General features: G+C 64.9%; 15 protein-coding genes. 6 read left to right on the forward strand and 9 right to left on the reverse strand.

Going from position 1 to position 16,235, the window contains the following annotated elements:
- Nucleotides 1-68: 68 nt before the first annotated feature.
- The 3 genes from L0U82_RS02930 to L0U82_RS02940 form a co-directional block, all read right to left on the reverse strand.
- The gene (locus tag L0U82_RS02930) at nt 69-932 is read right to left on the reverse strand and encodes a sulfotransferase family protein (RefSeq protein WP_233828381.1); all 864 of its coding nucleotides are present in this window, start codon (nt 930-932) and stop codon (nt 69-71) included.
- 217 nt (nt 933-1,149) lie between these two features.
- Nucleotides 1,150-2,361, reverse strand: a complete 1,212-nt coding sequence (locus tag L0U82_RS02935; protein ID WP_233828382.1) for an MFS transporter — start codon at nt 2,359-2,361, stop codon at nt 1,150-1,152.
- 72 nt (nt 2,362-2,433) lie between these two features.
- Nucleotides 2,434-2,661: a hypothetical protein gene (locus tag L0U82_RS02940; protein WP_233828383.1), complete on the reverse strand. Its 228-nt coding sequence runs from the start codon at nt 2,659-2,661 to the stop codon at nt 2,434-2,436.
- A 99-nt stretch (nt 2,662-2,760) separates the two neighbouring features.
- Here L0U82_RS02940 and xdhA point away from each other — a divergent pair, with 99 nt between their 5' ends.
- Genes xdhA through xdhC form a run of 3 tightly spaced genes read left to right on the forward strand, consistent with a single transcriptional unit; the run spans nt 2,761 to nt 7,400 of the window.
- Entirely contained in the window at nt 2,761-4,278 is a 1,518-nt protein-coding gene (gene xdhA, locus L0U82_RS02945) for a xanthine dehydrogenase small subunit (protein WP_233828384.1), read from the forward strand.
- A 37-nt stretch (nt 4,279-4,315) separates the two neighbouring features.
- A complete protein-coding gene (xdhB, locus tag L0U82_RS02950; protein ID WP_233828386.1) occupies nt 4,316-6,685 on the forward strand; it encodes a xanthine dehydrogenase molybdopterin binding subunit in 2,370 nt (789 codons plus the stop codon).
- Between the two features lie 55 nt (nt 6,686-6,740).
- The gene (gene xdhC / locus L0U82_RS02955) at nt 6,741-7,400 is read left to right on the forward strand and encodes a xanthine dehydrogenase accessory protein XdhC (RefSeq protein WP_233828388.1); all 660 of its coding nucleotides are present in this window, start codon (nt 6,741-6,743) and stop codon (nt 7,398-7,400) included.
- 115 nt (nt 7,401-7,515) lie between these two features.
- On the opposite strand, the gene L0U82_RS02960 is transcribed toward xdhC, so the two are convergent.
- The 3 genes from L0U82_RS02960 to L0U82_RS02970 all read right to left on the reverse strand — a co-directional run bounded on the left by L0U82_RS02960 (nt 7,516) and on the right by L0U82_RS02970 (nt 11,102).
- A complete protein-coding gene (locus L0U82_RS02960) occupies nt 7,516-8,466 on the reverse strand; it encodes a LysR substrate-binding domain-containing protein (RefSeq protein ID WP_233828389.1) in 951 nt (316 codons plus the stop codon).
- Between the two features lie 188 nt (nt 8,467-8,654).
- Nucleotides 8,655-9,305: a 2-hydroxychromene-2-carboxylate isomerase gene (locus tag L0U82_RS02965; RefSeq protein WP_233828390.1), complete on the reverse strand. Its 651-nt coding sequence runs from the start codon at nt 9,303-9,305 to the stop codon at nt 8,655-8,657.
- Nucleotides 9,306-9,563: 258 nt separating this feature from the next.
- A complete protein-coding gene (locus tag L0U82_RS02970) occupies nt 9,564-11,102 on the reverse strand; it encodes a TAXI family TRAP transporter solute-binding subunit (RefSeq protein ID WP_233828391.1) in 1,539 nt (512 codons plus the stop codon).
- A 627-nt stretch (nt 11,103-11,729) separates the two neighbouring features.
- Between L0U82_RS02970 and L0U82_RS02975 the strand changes: the two genes are divergently transcribed.
- Both L0U82_RS02975 and L0U82_RS02980 read left to right on the forward strand, forming a co-directional pair.
- Nucleotides 11,730-12,077 carry a BON domain-containing protein gene (locus L0U82_RS02975; RefSeq protein WP_233828392.1) on the forward strand — a complete coding sequence of 116 codons (348 nt, stop codon included), beginning with the start codon at nt 11,730-11,732 and terminating at the stop codon, nt 12,075-12,077.
- Between the two features lie 336 nt (nt 12,078-12,413).
- Nucleotides 12,414-12,662, forward strand: coding sequence for a hypothetical protein (locus L0U82_RS02980; RefSeq protein WP_233828393.1), 249 nt, complete (start codon nt 12,414-12,416; stop codon nt 12,660-12,662).
- Nucleotides 12,663-12,707: 45 nt separating this feature from the next.
- On the opposite strand, the gene L0U82_RS02985 is transcribed toward L0U82_RS02980, so the two are convergent.
- The 3 genes from L0U82_RS02985 to L0U82_RS02995 all read right to left on the reverse strand — a co-directional run bounded on the left by L0U82_RS02985 (nt 12,708) and on the right by L0U82_RS02995 (nt 14,863).
- The gene (locus L0U82_RS02985; RefSeq protein ID WP_233828394.1) at nt 12,708-13,496 is read right to left on the reverse strand and encodes a sulfite exporter TauE/SafE family protein; all 789 of its coding nucleotides are present in this window, start codon (nt 13,494-13,496) and stop codon (nt 12,708-12,710) included.
- A gap of 402 nt (nt 13,497-13,898) precedes the next feature.
- The gene (locus L0U82_RS02990; protein ID WP_233828396.1) at nt 13,899-14,534 is read right to left on the reverse strand and encodes a LysE family translocator; all 636 of its coding nucleotides are present in this window, start codon (nt 14,532-14,534) and stop codon (nt 13,899-13,901) included.
- A gap of 35 nt (nt 14,535-14,569) precedes the next feature.
- On the reverse strand, nt 14,570-14,863 hold the full coding sequence (locus L0U82_RS02995; protein WP_233828398.1) for a hypothetical protein: 294 nt from the start codon (nt 14,861-14,863) through the stop codon (nt 14,570-14,572).
- Between the two features lie 65 nt (nt 14,864-14,928).
- On the opposite strand from L0U82_RS02995, the gene L0U82_RS03000 reads away from it, so the two are divergent.
- The gene (locus L0U82_RS03000) at nt 14,929-16,047 is read left to right on the forward strand and encodes a porin (protein WP_233828399.1); all 1,119 of its coding nucleotides are present in this window, start codon (nt 14,929-14,931) and stop codon (nt 16,045-16,047) included.
- The last annotated feature ends 188 nt before the right edge of the window (nt 16,048-16,235 follow it).

The raw sequence follows: 16,235 nt of genomic DNA on the forward strand, positions 1-16,235 counted from the left end.
TGACCCAACCACCCCTTTTGCAGTTCAGCGCCACCGCTCGATGCGGCGGCGCAAACCGGGCCGCGCGTTCAGCTTCCGCTGCCGCCACCACCACCGCCGCTTGCCGGCGGCTTGACGAGGTGCGGATAGTAAAGGTCGTAATACCACGCGCAAGCGGATTCGATCTGCTTCTGGATGCGCGGCGGCACCGCATGCCGCGCCGGCGTCGCGATGCGGGGTCCTTGCCGATGCAGATACTTCATCCGGTAGTGGCTGTCGCTTTCGTGAGGGCTGACCGTCAGATTCTCGGGATCGATGTCGAGCGGCTCGACGCCGAGCCACGCATACAGATGCGACATGCAGGCCACCGGTTGCGCCATCAGATCCTCGAAGCGCAGGAAGTACAGACGCTCCTGCACGGCCTTGGGCAGATCCAGTACCGCGTGCAGCGAGATCAGCGGCGCGCCGACGGCCTTGTCCTTCGCGAACAGCATGTCGGCGCGGCCGAAGCGGTCGTAATCGGCCAGACGGTCGGCGAAGTCGACGAGGATCGTGCGCTGATGCTGCGCTTCGATCGAGCCGTAAATCTGGCCGAGTTCCCGCAGGCAGACGATCAGCCGCGCTTCGGGCTCGATGCGCAGCAGGAATTCGATCGAGTGCAGCCACGCGCGGTTCTTGTCCACCACCACGGGCCGCTCGCAGTCGTGATACCAGCCGCGCAGGAAGCCTTGCATCGACGATGCGAGGTGCTCATAGCTGCGCTCGAAAGAGTGGTCGAGCTGGGCCAGGAAAAAGGTGTCGTCGCTGACCATGCGGCGAATGCCCAGCAGCGCGTTGCACAGCGGCGAGCTATGGCTTTCGCAGTGGATCTCGGGATGCTGCGCCAGCAACTGGCACAGCAGTGTCGAGCCTGCGCGCGGCAAGCCCGTTATACCAACGAATTGAGCCGGCATCGTTCGTGAGTTATTCGTGCGTCGTTCGTTATTCCCGGCCCGGTCGAGCCCGGATAAGCACTTCCCGCGGTACGCGGGAACCCATTACGGCAAGAATTGGATTTTACCGTACAAGGTTTCACGAATTCGCGCGCAGGCTTCACGTTCCGGCGCCGCGCGTGTTGCGGCTTGATCGTGCGATCAGCGGATTTTCATCGCGCGTACGCATTGTCCGCGTTCATTGCGCGGCGGACAGATTGCGCACCCTGGCGTGACGCAGATACAGCACCGTGGACAAGACCCCCGCCGCCGCTGCCGCGAGCGCGGCAAACAGAAACACCGAGCCGTAGCCGAATTCACCGGCGATATACCCGGCCAGCGGACCGGTAATGCCGAGCGACAGATCGAGAAACACCGAATACGCGGACAGCGCCGCGCCGCGGCTCGCCGGCGGTACGAGGCCGACCGCTTCGACGCCGAGCGCCGGGAACACCAGCGCGAAGCCGAAGCCGGTCAACGCGGCGCCCGCCAGCGCGATATGCGGCTCGGGCGCGAGCCACAGCATCAGCAGACCCGCGCATTCGAACGCGAACGACGCGATCGCGACGCGAAATCCGCCATACGTTTTGATCGTATTCGCGAACAGCAGACGCGAGCCGATGAACAGCGTGCCGAACAGCGTCAGCGACAGCGCCGCGTTCGGCCAGTGCCTGGCCGCATAGAACAGCGTGATGAAGGTTGCGATCGAGCCGAAGCCGGCCGAGCCGAGCGCGAGGCCCATGCCGTGCGGCAGCACGCGCGTGAATACGCTGCGATACGACATCCGCTCGCCGTGAACGACCGGCACCGCCGCGATCTGCCGCGCCAGGTAGTAGCCGAGCGCCGCGAGCACCATCACCAGAATGCCGAGCGCGGTGAAGCCGATCGAGCGCGAAATCAGCACGCCGAGCGGCGCGCCGATCGCGAGCGCGCCGTAGGTTGCGATGCCGTTCCACGAAATCACCCGTGCGTTATTGGCGGTGCCGACCCGGCCGATGCCCCACAGAATCGCGCCGGTGCCACACAGGCTTTCGCCGAAGCCGAGCACGAGGCGGCTCACTACGAGCAGCGCGAGGCTCAGCACCGGCCAGTGACTGGTGAGCGCGGCGAGCAGCAGAAACACGCCGCTCGTACCGCAGCCGATCAGACCGATCGACACCGTTCGCTTCGGCCCCAGCGTATCGGCCGAGCGGCCCGCGAGCGCCCGCGACGCAAGCGTGGCGACGTATTGCACGCTGATCGCGGCGCCCGCGAGCACCGCGCTATAGCCGAGATCGCCATGCACGTAGCCGGGCAGCACCGCGAGCGGAATGCCGATGGTCAGGTAGCAAACAAAGGTGAAAAAGACGACCGGAATGATCTGCAAGGTCGTCGCAAATTCGCTGCGAACGGGCGCGGAGTCGGTGGACATCGGGAAAACGAGACTTGAAATCGGCGGGAGTGCGTGATTGTCCCATGGAACCGATTCCCTTGCAGGATTTGCTTAATTAATCGTCGGATTAAAGGCGGTTTTGTGGGCCTCGGCGCGCTTATAAAGGGTCGTTTTGGGGGTGTCTGGGGCTGCTTTGCACGCCTCGCGGCCATGTTCGCCATGGTTTGTGATGGCTTTAATGCCATAAAAACTTGCAAAAGGCGGCAATATTTCCTTCTGAACATAAGCGCAACGCGGTGCATATCCCTGCCGATATCGCTCTACGGATATGTCCTGCATGCAATTGCCGCTATGGGTTGTGTTTATTGATGATGATAGTTTTCGAACCATCGACGCGGCACGTCCGCGCGAACACAGAACAGACGAGAGCAATGAGACATGACTGAGCCGATTCGCTTCTATCACCGCAACGCGATCCGCGAAATCAAGGACGCGCCCGTCACCCGCACGGTGCTGCAGTATCTGCGCGAGGACGCGCATTGCACCGGCACCAAGGAAGGCTGCGCCGAAGGCGACTGCGGCGCGTGCACCGTGGTGATCGGCGAGCCCAACGCGGCGGGCGGCGTCGATTTCAAGGCGGTCAACGCGTGCATCCAGTTTCTTCCGACGCTCGACGGCCGCGCGCTGTTCACCGTCGAAGACCTGCGCCAGCCCGACGGCTCGCTGCATCCGGTGCAGCAGGCGATGGTGGATTGCCACGGCTCGCAATGCGGCTTCTGCACGCCGGGCTTCATCATGTCGATGTGGGCGCTGTACGAAAAGCATGGCCACGAGCATGGCTGCGCGAACCGTACGGTGCCGTCGCGCGACACGATCAACAACGCGCTGACCGGCAACCTGTGCCGCTGCACCGGCTACCGGCCGATCGTCGAGGCGGCCGAGCAGATGTTCGAGGCGCCCGCGCCGCAAGCGCCGGTCGATGTGAAGGCGCTGGCGGCGTCGCTCGCATCGCTCGGGCGCAACGACACATTCCACTACGAACACGCGGGCCAGCGCTTTGCCGCGCCGCGCACGGTCGCGGCACTCGCGCAACTGAAGGAAGCCGAGCCGGCCGCGCGGATTCTGGCAGGCAGCACCGACATCGGCCTGTGGGTCACCAAGCAGATGCGCGAACTCGGCAACATCGTCTATGTCGGCCAGATCGCCGAGTTGCAAAAGCTCGTAACGAATGACGACTGGATCGAGATCGGCGCGGGCGTCAGCGTCGAGAAAGCCTACGCGGAGATCGCGAAGCAGTACCCGGAACTCACCGAGATGTGGCAGCGCTTTGCATCGCTGCCGATCCGCAATGCCGGCACGCTCGGCGGCAATATCGCCAACGGCTCGCCGATCGGCGATTCGATGCCGGGGCTGATCGCGCTCGGCGCGCGCGTGATCGTGCGCGGTGGCGACATCGAGCGCGAGATGCCGCTCGAAGACCTGTACCTCGCGTATCAGAAGAAGGATATGGCCGAGCACGAGTTCGTCGTCGGCCTGAAGGTGCCGACGCGCAGCGGCGCGCGCGCGAATCTGCGCTTTCGCACCTACAAGTTGTCAAAGCGTTTCGATTCGGACATCTCGGCCGTGTGCGCGGCGTTCTCGTTTATCGCCGACGGCAACACGATTCGCGAGCCGCGCATTGCGTTCGGCGGCATGGCCGCGACGCCGAAGCGCGCGCTGCATGCCGAAGCCGTGCTGCGCGACGCCGAATGGCACGAGGCGAGCGCGCAGGCCGCGATGCTCGCGCTCGGCAACGACTACGCGCCGCTGTCCGACATGCGCGCGACCAGCGACTACCGGCTCGAAAGCGCAAAGAACACGCTGTACCGCTTCTGGCTCGAAACGCGCCCGCACAACCCGCTGCCGAAAAATCTGCTCGACGTGCGCGCGGTCGAGCCGGCCGGCGCGAGCGTTTGAGCGCGGCACGGTCACAGAGCATACGGAGAACATCACAATGAACCAGCAAGCCGAACCGTTCCTGAAAGAGCTTCAGGCGCTCGACGACTTCACCCAGGTGCACGTGTCGCGGCCGCACGAATCCGCGCATCTGCACGTGAGCGGCCGCGCGACCTACACCGACGACATCCCCGAGGTGGCCGGCACGCTGCACGCGGCGCTCGGTTTGTCGTCGAAGGCGCACGCGAAGATCGTGTCGATCTCGCTCGACAAGGTGCGCGCGACGCCTGGTGTAGTCGCGGTCTTTACCGCCGACGATATCCCCGGCGTCAACGACGTCGGCCCGATCATCCACGGCGACGATCCGATTCTCGCCAATGGCGTCGTGCAATACATCGGTCAGCCGATGTTTATCGTGGTCGCGACGTCGCACGATGTCGCGCGTCTCGGCGCGCGGCGCGCCGAGGTGGTCTACGAGGAATTGCCCGCGGTGCTGACCGCGCAGCAGGCGCGCGCCGCGAACCAGTTCGTGCTGCCGCCGATGAAACTCGCGCGCGGCGATGCCGGCACGAAGATCGCGCGCGCCGCGCATCGCGAGGCCGGCGAAATGCTGCTCGGTGGTCAGGAGCAGTTCTATCTGGAAGGGCAGATCTCGTACGCGGTGCCGAAGGACGACGACGGCATGCATGTGTACTGCTCGACCCAGCATCCGACCGAAATGCAGCATCTGGTTGCGCATGCATTGGGTGTGGCTTCGCATAACGTGCTGATCGAATGCCGGCGCATGGGCGGCGGCTTCGGCGGCAAGGAATCGCAATCGGCGCTGTTCGCGTGCTGCGCGGCGCTCGCCGCATGGAAGCTGCTGTGCCCGGTCAAGCTGCGTCCGGATCGCGACGACGACATGATGGTGACCGGCAAGCGCCACGACTTTCACTACACGTTCGAAGTGGGCTACGACGAGCAGGGCGTGATCGACGGCGTCGCGGTCGACATGACGTCGCGCTGCGGTTTTTCCGCCGATCTGTCCGGCCCGGTGATGACGCGCGCGCTGTGCCACTTCGACAACGCGTACTGGCTGTCGGATGTATCGATCGACGGCTTTTGCGGCAAGACCAACACGCAGTCGAATACCGCGTTTCGCGGCTTCGGTGGTCCGCAGGGTGCGTTCGCGATCGAGTACATCCTCGACAACGTCGCGCGCTCGGTCGGCATGGATTCGCTCGACGTGCGGCGCCGCAATCTATACGGCAAGACCGAGCGCAACCAGACGCCGTATGGTCAGGTGGTCGAAGACAACGTGATTCACGAGCTGATCGACGAACTCGAAGCGACCAGCGACTATCGCGCGCGCCGCAAGGCAATCGACGAATTCAACGCGAACAACGAGATCCTGAAGAAGGGGCTGGCGCTGACGCCGGTCAAGTTCGGCATCGCGTTCAACGTCACGCACTTCAATCAGGCCGGCGCGCTGGTGCATATCTACACCGATGGCTCGGTGCTCGTGAATCACGGCGGCACCGAAATGGGCCAGGGCTTGAACACGAAGGTCGCGCAGGTCGTCGCGCATGAGCTGGGTGTTGGCTTTAACCGCATCCGCGTGACCGCGACCGATACCAGCAAGGTTGCCAATACATCGGCGACGGCCGCATCGACCGGCTCCGATCTGAACGGCAAGGCCGCGCAGGATGCCGCGCGGCAGTTGCGCGAACGGCTCGCCGCGTTTGCCGCCGAAAAGTTCGGCGACGGCCACGTGAATGCCGCCGATGTGCGCTTCGCGCACGATTGCGTGGTGGTCGGCGACGCGATCGTGCCGTTCGGCGAAGTGATCGCGAAGGCGTATCTCGCGCGCGTCCAGTTGTGGTCCGACGGCTTTTACGCGACGCCGAAGCTGTACTGGGATCAGTCGAAGCTGCAAGGCCGGCCGTTTTACTACTACTCGTATGGCGCGGCGGTATCGGAAGTCGTCATCGATACGCTGACCGGCGAAATGCGCGTGCTGCGCGCGGATGCATTGCATGACGTGGGCGCGTCGCTGAATCCGGCGCTCGACGTCGGCCAGGTCGAAGGCGCGTTCATTCAGGGCATGGGCTGGCTCACCACGGAAGAGTTGTGGTGGAACGCGGGCGGCAAGCTGATGACGCACGCGCCGTCCACCTACAAGATCCCGACCGTCAACGATGTGCCGCCGGTCTTCAACGTGAAGCTGTTCAAGAACCGCAACGCGGAGGACAGCATCCATCGTTCGAAGGCGACCGGCGAGCCGCCGCTGCTGCTGCCGTTCTCGGTGTTCTTCGCGGTGCGCGACGCGGTGTCAGCGGTGGGTGCTCACAAGGTCAATCCACCGCTCAATGCGCCGGCGACCAGCGAGGAAATTCTGAAGGCAGTCGGCGCGGTGCGCGCCGCGACGACGGCGGCACGGTGCGCGTGATGGTGTGGCTGACGGTGCGTTTGATGGTGCGCGAGCGGACCCAACGGAGCGAAGCATGGAAACACGCGTGAATGATTTTCTGAGCGGGATGGTCGCGATGAGCGATCGCTCAGCGGTTCGCATCGGCCGGCGCGGCGCGTTCGAACCGCCGCGCCCGGCGCCGATGCATATCGTGCTGTTCGGCGCGGGGCACGTCGGCCACGCGCTGATCGAATTGCTCGGCATGTTGCCGTGCGTGGTGCAGTGGGTCGACGAACGCGACGAACTGTTCCCCGACGAAACGCCGCCGAACGTGCAGGTCGAAGCGACCGACACGCCCGATGCGATCGTCGACGCGGCGCCGCCGGGCGCATGGTTTCTCGTGATGACGCACAACCACGCGCTCGATTTTTCGCTGGCCGCGCGCATCATGCGGCGACGCGATTTCAGCTACTTCGGCATGATCGGCTCGAAGACCAAGCGCGTGAAATTCGAGCGGCGTTTGCTCGAACGCGGGGTCGACCTCGATCGGCTTGCGGAGATGACGTGTCCGATCGGCGTCGAGGGGATCGTCGACAAGGCGCCTTCGGCGATTGCGATTGCGGTGTGCGCTCAGTTGCTGCGGTTGAGGACGCAACAGGTTGCGGGCCGTGCGTTGGCCGGCGCGTCCGCGCGGCTTCACGTGCGTGATGTCGGACAGCACATCGATCAGCACGTGGTGCCGGCGAGCGCATAAAGTACACGGCACAAACAGACAGTTAGCTTGCGAGAGCGTTGGAGGGGACGGTGCTGGTGCGCCGATCCCCTCTTTTTTCGCGGTGCAGAGTGCTTCGTTGCGCTTGCGGCGGTATCTACCGCGCCTTCACCCGCGGCTTTTTCCGCGTGACCAGTTCATCCGACACGTCGGACATCAACGTGCGCAGCCAGCCGATATCGCTCGGCCGGTCCGGCTGCGGATGCCACATCTGATAGCACTTGATGCGCGGAAACGCGATCGGCACATCGACGACCGCAAGCGGCAGCATGCTCGCGTAATGCAACGCGAAGCGGCGCGTGGTCGTAAAGATCAGATCCGATTGCAGCAGCGTCTGCGGCACCAGCCCGAAATACGGCAGCGTCGCGACGATGCGCCGTTGCGCCTGTGCGCGCGCGAAACCGGTATCGATCGCGCCGCCGCGCGCGCCGCTATATGGCGCCGGCGCCAGATGCGGCGCGGCCAGATAGGCATCGCGCGTCATCGGCGTGCGCGCGAGCGGATGATCGGCGCGCATCATGCACACGACGGTGTCGGCGAACAGATCGCTGCGCTCGAAACACGGATCGGGCTTCGGCCAGTTGCCGATCACGAGGTCGAGTTCGCCGGCGTCGAGCGCGGCCGCATGATCGAACAGCGGCCCGAGCGATTCGATTTCGAGCCGCGCATGCGGCGCCGCCTCGCGAAAACGCGCGATCACGGTCGGCATGAAGAAATCGTTCAGATAGTCGGGCGCGGCGATACGGAATGTGCGGCGCGAGCGGCCCGCATCGAAATCGCCGTGCGGCGTCGCGACGAAATCGACATCGCGCAATATGCGTTGCGCCGTTGCGAGCAGCGACTCGCCGTATTCGGTCGGCACCATGCCCGACTTGCCGCGTACCAGAATCGGATCGCCGAGCGTTTCGCGCAGCTTGCGCAGCGCGGTGCTGATCGCGGGCTGGGTCTGGTTCAGACGCAAGGCGGTCTGCGTGACGCTGCGCTCGACCAGCAGCGTGCGCAGCACGCGCACGAGCCAGATATCGAGGGAGGCGGCGATGTCGTCCATGATTGGGGCGCGGCGGCGCGAGCGGAATGTAGCGCTCGTCGCGCGGCGCGCGCGTGGGGTGCGAAGGTATAACCTTAGGCCCGTTTGCGCGCGAACGGCATAGCGCGCGCGGTATGGCGGGGATCAGCGCTGTACTGTGCCCAGGTGCGAATTCAGGCATTCACGCGCGGATTCGCTGAAGCGCTCGCTCAGGCCGGCTTGTCCGCGAGGCCCCACGGCAGCGAACTGATCCGCTTCACTTCCCCCGATTCGAGCCAGTTCGGCGTGCGCGCGCAGTACAGCACCATCGGCAGCGCATCCTCGCCCCAGAACAGCTGATCGTTCAGACGGAAGGTCGGCACGCCATACACGCCGAGACTGATCGCATTGGCGGTGTTGCGCTGCAGTTGCGCTTTGACTTCTTCGCTTTTGATCAGCTCGGGGCCGTCCGGTTTGCCGACGCGCTCGCACAGCTCGGCAAACGCTTCGTCGCTCGACGGATCGCGCCCCTCGCGCCAGATGAAGCGGAAAATCTCGCGCACGAATTGCACGTCGCCGTTCGCAGCGGTCGCGAGCAGCAGCGGCTTCATCGAATCGAACGGATGTGCGGGCGGCATCTTGTAGCGGATGCCTAATTGCTCGGCGCGAAACAGCGCGTGCCGGTACATGAAGGTGCGCTTGGAGGGCACGCTGTACGCCGAGCGCTGACCCCAGTGGTGGTACAGCTCGTTGAGCACGACCGGCGTGAATCCGAAGTCGAAGCCGGGCCATTTGTCGTGCTGCTCGAGCAACAGGTAGGTGAACGGCGAGACGAAATCGTAAAACCACAGCGGCTGTTGGGCGTCGATGCCAACGGTCATAAATGTCTCCGGATTGCCTGTTCTGGAACTGCGCGGACGGTGCGTCCGCTATCTCGTCGAAATTGTAATGATCTTACGCGGTGCGGCCGGCGCTTGCACCGGTCGATATCCCCTGGTCGCGCGGGCTTGGTGGTGTTTCAGTACCTGCTTCATTACGTGTTTTTGTTGTCTGCGCTATTGCTCGCTGGGTTTGCATCCTTTGATGCGGTTTTAGTCCCGATTTAGCGGCCAGCTTCGTCCCTTCGCTTTATTGCCGCTTTATTCCCGTTTGGCGCCGGTTTCAGCGGCTTCGTTCGTCGTGGAGGCGGTATCTCCGCCGCTCTGGCGCTCGCCGGAGGCCGGCGCTTTTGCAGAAGTTGCTGGCGGGCTTTGCCGCGCCGCTGCATCGCCGGCCTCGCGACCGTCATCCGCTTCGGCCGCCTCGTTCGCCTCCTCCAGCGGGCTCAGCGCGTCGCGGCCTTCGGTGAGCCGCCGCCGCACGAAGCCGATGTGCTCGCGCAGCACATAGAACTGGTCCGCGTACGCGAGCGGCATCTTCATCCCGTTGACCGAATCCTCGATCGCGTCGAGCCGCTCGATCAGCGACGTGCGCTCGGCCGCCGAGTGCTCGCTGAGCGCGCTGCGCTCGATTGCGATCAGCGAGCCGTACCAGCGGTAGATGCGCGACTTGACGCGCCATGCATACAACCCCGGCACGACGCGCAGCGCCGGCACCAGCAGCACGATCAGCGGCACGATCACCACCAGCATCCGGTCGGCGAGACTTGCGATCCAGAACGGCAGCGTGCGGTACAGGAAGCTCTTGCCGGACTTGTAGTAACGCGCGGCGTCGTCGGAGAGCGGGAAGTCGTGCGCAATCGGCGCCGGAAATTCGCCGGCGCGCTGCATCACGGTCGCGCCGCCGTGCACCTCGCGCGCGGCTTCGATCAGCAGATCCGACAGCGCCGGGTGCAGCGAATTGCGCGCGACCAGCTCGGCGGTCGGCGCGACGATGCTGATCGATTCCGCCGGCAGGTTCTTGCCGAGGTCCAGGGCACCCATTGGCACCTTCAGCGCGGTCAGGTACGGAAAGCGCCGCGTATAGGCTTCGGCCTGCGTGAAATCGTAGAAGCGGATGTTCTGCGTGCGGTACAGCTTGCCCATCACCGCCGGCTGCGCCGAGTCGCCGGCGAGGAAGGCCGCGTCGATCTTGCCGTCGATCAGCGCGCTGGCCGCCTCTTCGCCCGACAGCGGCAACAGTTTGGTCGGGCCGCCCGGCACGATGCCATTGGCCTTCAGCAGCGCGAGCGCCAGTTCGCGCGTGCCGCTGCCCTCGGCGCCGATCGCGAGCCGCTGGCCCTTGAATTCGGACAGCCATTGAACCGGCGAGCCGTGATAGAAGACCGCGAGCGGCACGTAGGCGACGCTGCCGAGCGACATCAGGCCTTTGTCTTTCGCCACCGTGCCGGGCGCGATGCCGCTCTGCACGAAGCCGACATCGACGTTCGATTTCGAGTCGGACAGCCGGCTGAGATTGTCCTGCGAGCCTTGCGAGGCCAGCACGTTCACCGTAATGCGATTGCGCGCGAGGATCGTCTTGTACTTCTGCGCGGCGTTCCAGAAGGTGCTGCCCTCGGGGCCGGCGCTGATCGTCAGCGTGTTCGGCGGCGCGGGCTGGATCAGCCGCACGGCGGCCCAGATCGCGACGATGCCGAGCAGCACGAGCGGACCGAACGACACTGCCAGGTCGCGCCACGAGATCGCGACAAAGCGGGCGACGAGACGGGGAGGGCGGGAGCGGCCGGTAGCTGGCTTCATCGGATCATCTGATGGCGGCGGTCGAGTTGGTTCGAATGCGCCGGAAAGCGCGCGAGTGGACGGCTGGGCGTGTGATGGCGCGCCCGGGGTGGTGCAACGCGCTGCCGCGTATCGATGTGAACGGTCGGTCTTTGGCACGGCAGCGCATGTCGCGCCGATGGTACCTGAGATTCATACGTCGGCGAAACGCCCGGCATGCCGCTTCGCCGACAAACCCGTAACAAATGGTGAGCGCGATCGGAGCGGCGCTTGCGGCCGGCATGCTGCAATCGCTGCCGGCGCGCCACGCCGGTCTCTAAACCCTTTGCGCTTCTGTCGCGGCTAGATTAAATTGTGCATCGCTACCGCGAACCAACGTTTGCGCGGCGCGATCCGGCACGACAGACAAGAACCGGAGGCGTCGGCGAATTTCGCGGTCTGCTGGTTGCCGTGCCGCTCCGCGGTGCCGCCTTCAACAGGCGCATGACGGACAGTGAATCGCAGCCGGCTTCTGTCGCCTCTCGCATCCCGTGTCATAGCCGTAGCCGGTCATCGCTGCCGCGCGCGTTTGCGCCAGCGTGGCCGCATGTAGTCGTAACGAAACCGCTTGTATATGCGGTCCAATGTGAAACCAAGGAGAAGAGAGCTATGAAGACGGTCGGTATTCTGAAAACGCTGGGCTCGGTGGTGGCGATGGTGGTGGCGTGCAACGTGTACGCGCAGGCAAGCGGTCCGGCAACGGATTCGACGTCGACCGCAGCCAGCGTCAAGGCCGGCAAGCGCGCGAACAATCAACTCGGCCGCAAGGTGCGCGCCGCGCTCACCAAGACGCAAGGTCTCGACGTGTCGAACATCGCCGTGCGCGCGCGTGCCGGCGCCGTGACGCTGACGGGCTCCGTGCCGAATCAGGACCAGATCGAAGCCGCCGGCACGGCCGCCAAGGGCGTCGCGGGCGTGACGTCGGTCAGCAACAAGCTCACCGTCGTGCAGCAGTAAGCAGCATATTGGTCGCGCGGCGCCGCAAGCGCCGTGCGGCAGCAGCGCGGCCCGTGTGGAGCGGGTTGCGCATGGCGGTAAAGGGGCTCCGGCATATCGCCGGAGCTTTTTTTTCGTCGCTGGGTTGTGGTGTCGTGTGCGGGTGCGGTTGGCCGGCTTCAGGCGCGAAATTTTTCCATTCTTTCGTCGCGGGACCTGCATGTCCGCCGCAAAAAATGCCGGCTGCCGCGCGGGCCACACCGTGTACTGATGCCGTCCGCATGGGTTGGTGCGCTGCGACACATTGCCGACGCGCTGGGAGGCGTACTGTAAAGGCAGGCAATGGGAGCAAGCGCCATGGAAACCACACTTTTCCGCTATATCGACCTGCCGATCGGCGACCGGGCGGCCTTTGAACTGGTGTGCGCGCGGCACGGTTTTACGCCGATCCATTTCGATATCAGCGCCAGCATGACGTCGGGAGAGCCCGAGCACGAACGCCTGGTCACGGTGCGCCGGGGCGGCTGGGCGCAGTCGTATCGTGACGGCCACGGACAGTGGATCCGGCAGTTCGAAGCGGATCTGACCTGCCGGTTCTTCAAATAGATCGCGTGAGGGCGGCGCGCATCAGCGCCGCTCGATGAGCCGCGCTCAGGCCAGCACCAGCCGCACGCCGACCAGCGTCAGCGTCGCGGCGAGCAGGTTGCGCAGCAGCGCGTCCGGCGCGCGCGACGACAGGTAGCTGCCGATCGCGATCCCCGGCAGCGATCCCACCAGCAGCGACAGCAGCATCGACCAGTCGACCGAGCCGAGCAGCCAATGCCCGGCCCCGGCCAGCAGCGTCAGCGGCACCGCATGCGCGATGTCGGAGCCGACGATGCGCGTAGTCGGCAGCAGCGGATACAGCAGCAGCAACACCGTCACGCCGATCGCGCCCGCGCCCACCGACGTCAGCGACACCAGCACGCCGAGGATTGCACCGGTGAGCATCGTCAGCACAAGCGTGCGTCCCTGGCTCGGCGCGCGCAGCTTGCGGGCGCCGAGCGCCGCGAGTTGCGGACGGAACACCAGTGCGATCGCGGTGATCAGCAGCGCCGCGCCGAGCACGACCTGGATCAGCCGGCCGGTGCCCGGCGTGTCCATCCCATAGCGGTGCAGCAGGATCAGCGTGATCGTCGCCGCGGGCACGCTGCCGGCCGCGAGGCGCAGCGTGATCTGCCAGTCCACCGAACCCTTCAGCCCATGCACGAGCGTGCCGGTCGCCTTGGTGGCGGCCGCGTACAGCAGATCGGTGCCGACCGCGGTGGCCGGATGAACGTTGAACAGCAGGACGAGGATCGGCGTCATCAGCGAGCCGCCGCCGACGCCCGTCAGCCCGACCAGAAAGCCGACGAACAGGCCGGAGAAGGAGTACAGCAGATCGATGTGGGGTAGAGCCATTGAACGGACAGCTGACGGATCGGAGGTGAATGGGTTGGCCGGCGCGCGCAGGCCAGGGCGACGCGCGGCGGGGCGTGAAGAAAACAGAGCCGCCGCCGGCCGATAAATGGCCGCCGCGCGGACGCTGTACGGCGCCCGCGCGAACGTCGTATGGACGCCCGGCGAGCGCCGCGGGCCATGCCGCAGCCGTGGATTGCACGGCTTGGCGCGGTCGCCGCCCGAACGGCGAAAGGCGCTATTGTCGCAAAACTGCCGCTGCTGCGTGCGCGACGCGCTCGGCGCGCGTGCGCGGGACAGGGCGAGGGGGCGACGGTGAGGAGGGTGAGGCAGCGCGCGAAGGCACGCGCGGCGCGCTTTTCGGTTCGCGCTTCGCGGCTCGCGAATTACGTTAAGGCGCCGCGCTCACAGCGCGCGCCGGATCTCGACGACACCGAACGCCGCGAGCGTCAGACCGACCACGCGGTCGATCGCGAGCCGCAGCTTGCTGCCGATCGCATGACGCGCGAGCGACACCACGGTCACGAGCAGACACCACCACGCGATCGAGCCGGCGAACACGCCGCCGACCGTGGTCAGCGCGATGGCCGGCGAGAACGCGCCGCGCGGCGCGAGCGTCGTGAACAGCGCGGCGAACATGATGACGGTTTGCGGGTTGGTCAGCGTCAGCAGCAACGCGCTCGCATATGCGCGCAGCGCGCCGGCACTGCCGACCTGGGCGAGCTTGCCGTTGCCGTCGGCGCTCTCGGCGGGCGGCTTCTGCAGCAGCGTGCGCACGCCCAGATACAGCAGGAACAGGCCCGCGAGCAGATGCAGCGGACGGTCGTACGCCAGCATGAACTGCGAAATCCCGACGAGGCCGAGCGCCGCGATCAGCCCATAGGCCGCGTCGCCGCTTGCGATACCGAAGCCGATCGCGAGCCCGGCGCGCGGACCGCCGGTCAGCGTGCGGCGGATGCACAGCATGCCCATCGGACCGACTGGCGCGGCGATCGCAAGGCCGACGCCGGCGGCGGTGAAAAAGAGACTGGTGGTCGACATGGAGTATTCCCGAACGGTTGGTCTGCCTGGTCTGGCTATGCTGGCGAAGCCGCCAGCATAGCCAGACAGAAAATCGCGGGCAAGGGTAATGCGTGACCGGCATGAGTAAAAAGACGCTTGCCGGCAATACCGAACTTCGTCGGCATTGCTCCGGTATCCATCGGCTGATGCACGGCTTCTTCGGTGTCGCGAATAACGCGCGCGGCGTTTATCATGCGCGCGGTATCTACGGACAGCGTATTTTTCGATCCCGCCATCGGGATGGCCCGCAATCTCGACATCCCCGCGCTGACAGCGATAACGCAATACCCATCAGCGTATCGATTCATAGCGAGGTAGCGATCGACATGTTAGTCGTGTATTTGATCGATATAAGAAAGAACAGGAGAAATGCATGCGATGGATTGCGCAGGGTATCGGTGGAGCTGCGCTGCTTTTAGCCGCCGGCGTTGCCGCGGCGGCGGATTCGAGCGTCACGTTGTACGGCGTCGCCGATAGCTTTATCCAGTACCTCGATAACGGTGGCGCGCATTCGGCTTCTGTGCGAAGCGGCGGGGCGACGGGATCGCTATTCGGATTGACGGGCACCGAAGATCTCGGTGGCGGGCTGAACGCGAAGTTCGATCTCGAAGGCGAGTTCAATATCAACAACGGCTCGCTTTACGCCAATACGACCGCGCTCTTTTATCGCCAGGCATGGATGGGCCTCATCGATGCAAAGCTCGGCTCACTGACCTTCGGACGCCAGTACGAACCGAGTTTCGTGATTGCCTATCCGGCCGATCCGTTTCGCCTGAATGAAAATCTTTCGTTGGCCTCCGCGAATGTTCTCGCGGTCGATCGCAATACGTTGTCGACGCAGTCCGATTCCGGCCGGGCCAACAACGCGATCCTCTATCAATCGCCCGATCTGCGCGGCGTGCGGCTCTACGGCATGTACTCATTCTCGGGCACGGTGACCCAGCCGGTGCCGATGACCAACGGCAATGCGTTGGCTCTCGCGGCAAGCTATCGGGGCTACGGTCTTTATGCGGGGCTTGCCTATACCAACCAGCAGTCGGGTCAGGCCACGATCGCAGGTCTGCGAGGACCGCTGGACCTGCTCGCCACCGAGCATTTCGTCGCCGCGCTGGCGTACCAGATCGGCATCACGAATCTGCAATTCATCTACACGTATGTGCGCGCCGACGATGCTCCCGCGAAGTCGCTGGCTGCACTGGTCGGCACCGCGCATTCGTACGGGATGGTCCAACTGGGCGCGACGATCCAGGTGACACCGGCCGACGCGATCATGCTCGCCGCGTCGCAGCGCGACGTGCGCGGCGCACACGACAATGCAGTGGGATTCGAAGTCGGTGCCGAGCATGCGTTGTCGCGGCGCACGAGTCTCTACATGCGTGCCGGCTATATCAAGAACAATGGCGACTCGGTGGTCAGTTGGCCCGGTATCGTCGTCAGCGAGTTCGCGACGAAGCAGGTTCTCGCCGCGGTGGGGATGACGTATCGGTTCTGATGAGCGTGAGGCGAGATCTCGCCGGTTGTCGGACAGTTCCCGGTGCGTTGCACGGACGAAGCCTGGCACACCTCAGGCACGATGACACAAGATGTTTGGGCTATCATCGCGGTCGCGTTTCAAACGACGGCTGTCGTCCTCTCCGTATTTTCCGACCCGGACGCGTAAGCCATCGCATCTTGAGGTCC

Source organism: Paraburkholderia sp. ZP32-5, assembly GCF_021390495.1.
Classification (GTDB): domain Bacteria; phylum Pseudomonadota; class Gammaproteobacteria; order Burkholderiales; family Burkholderiaceae; genus Paraburkholderia.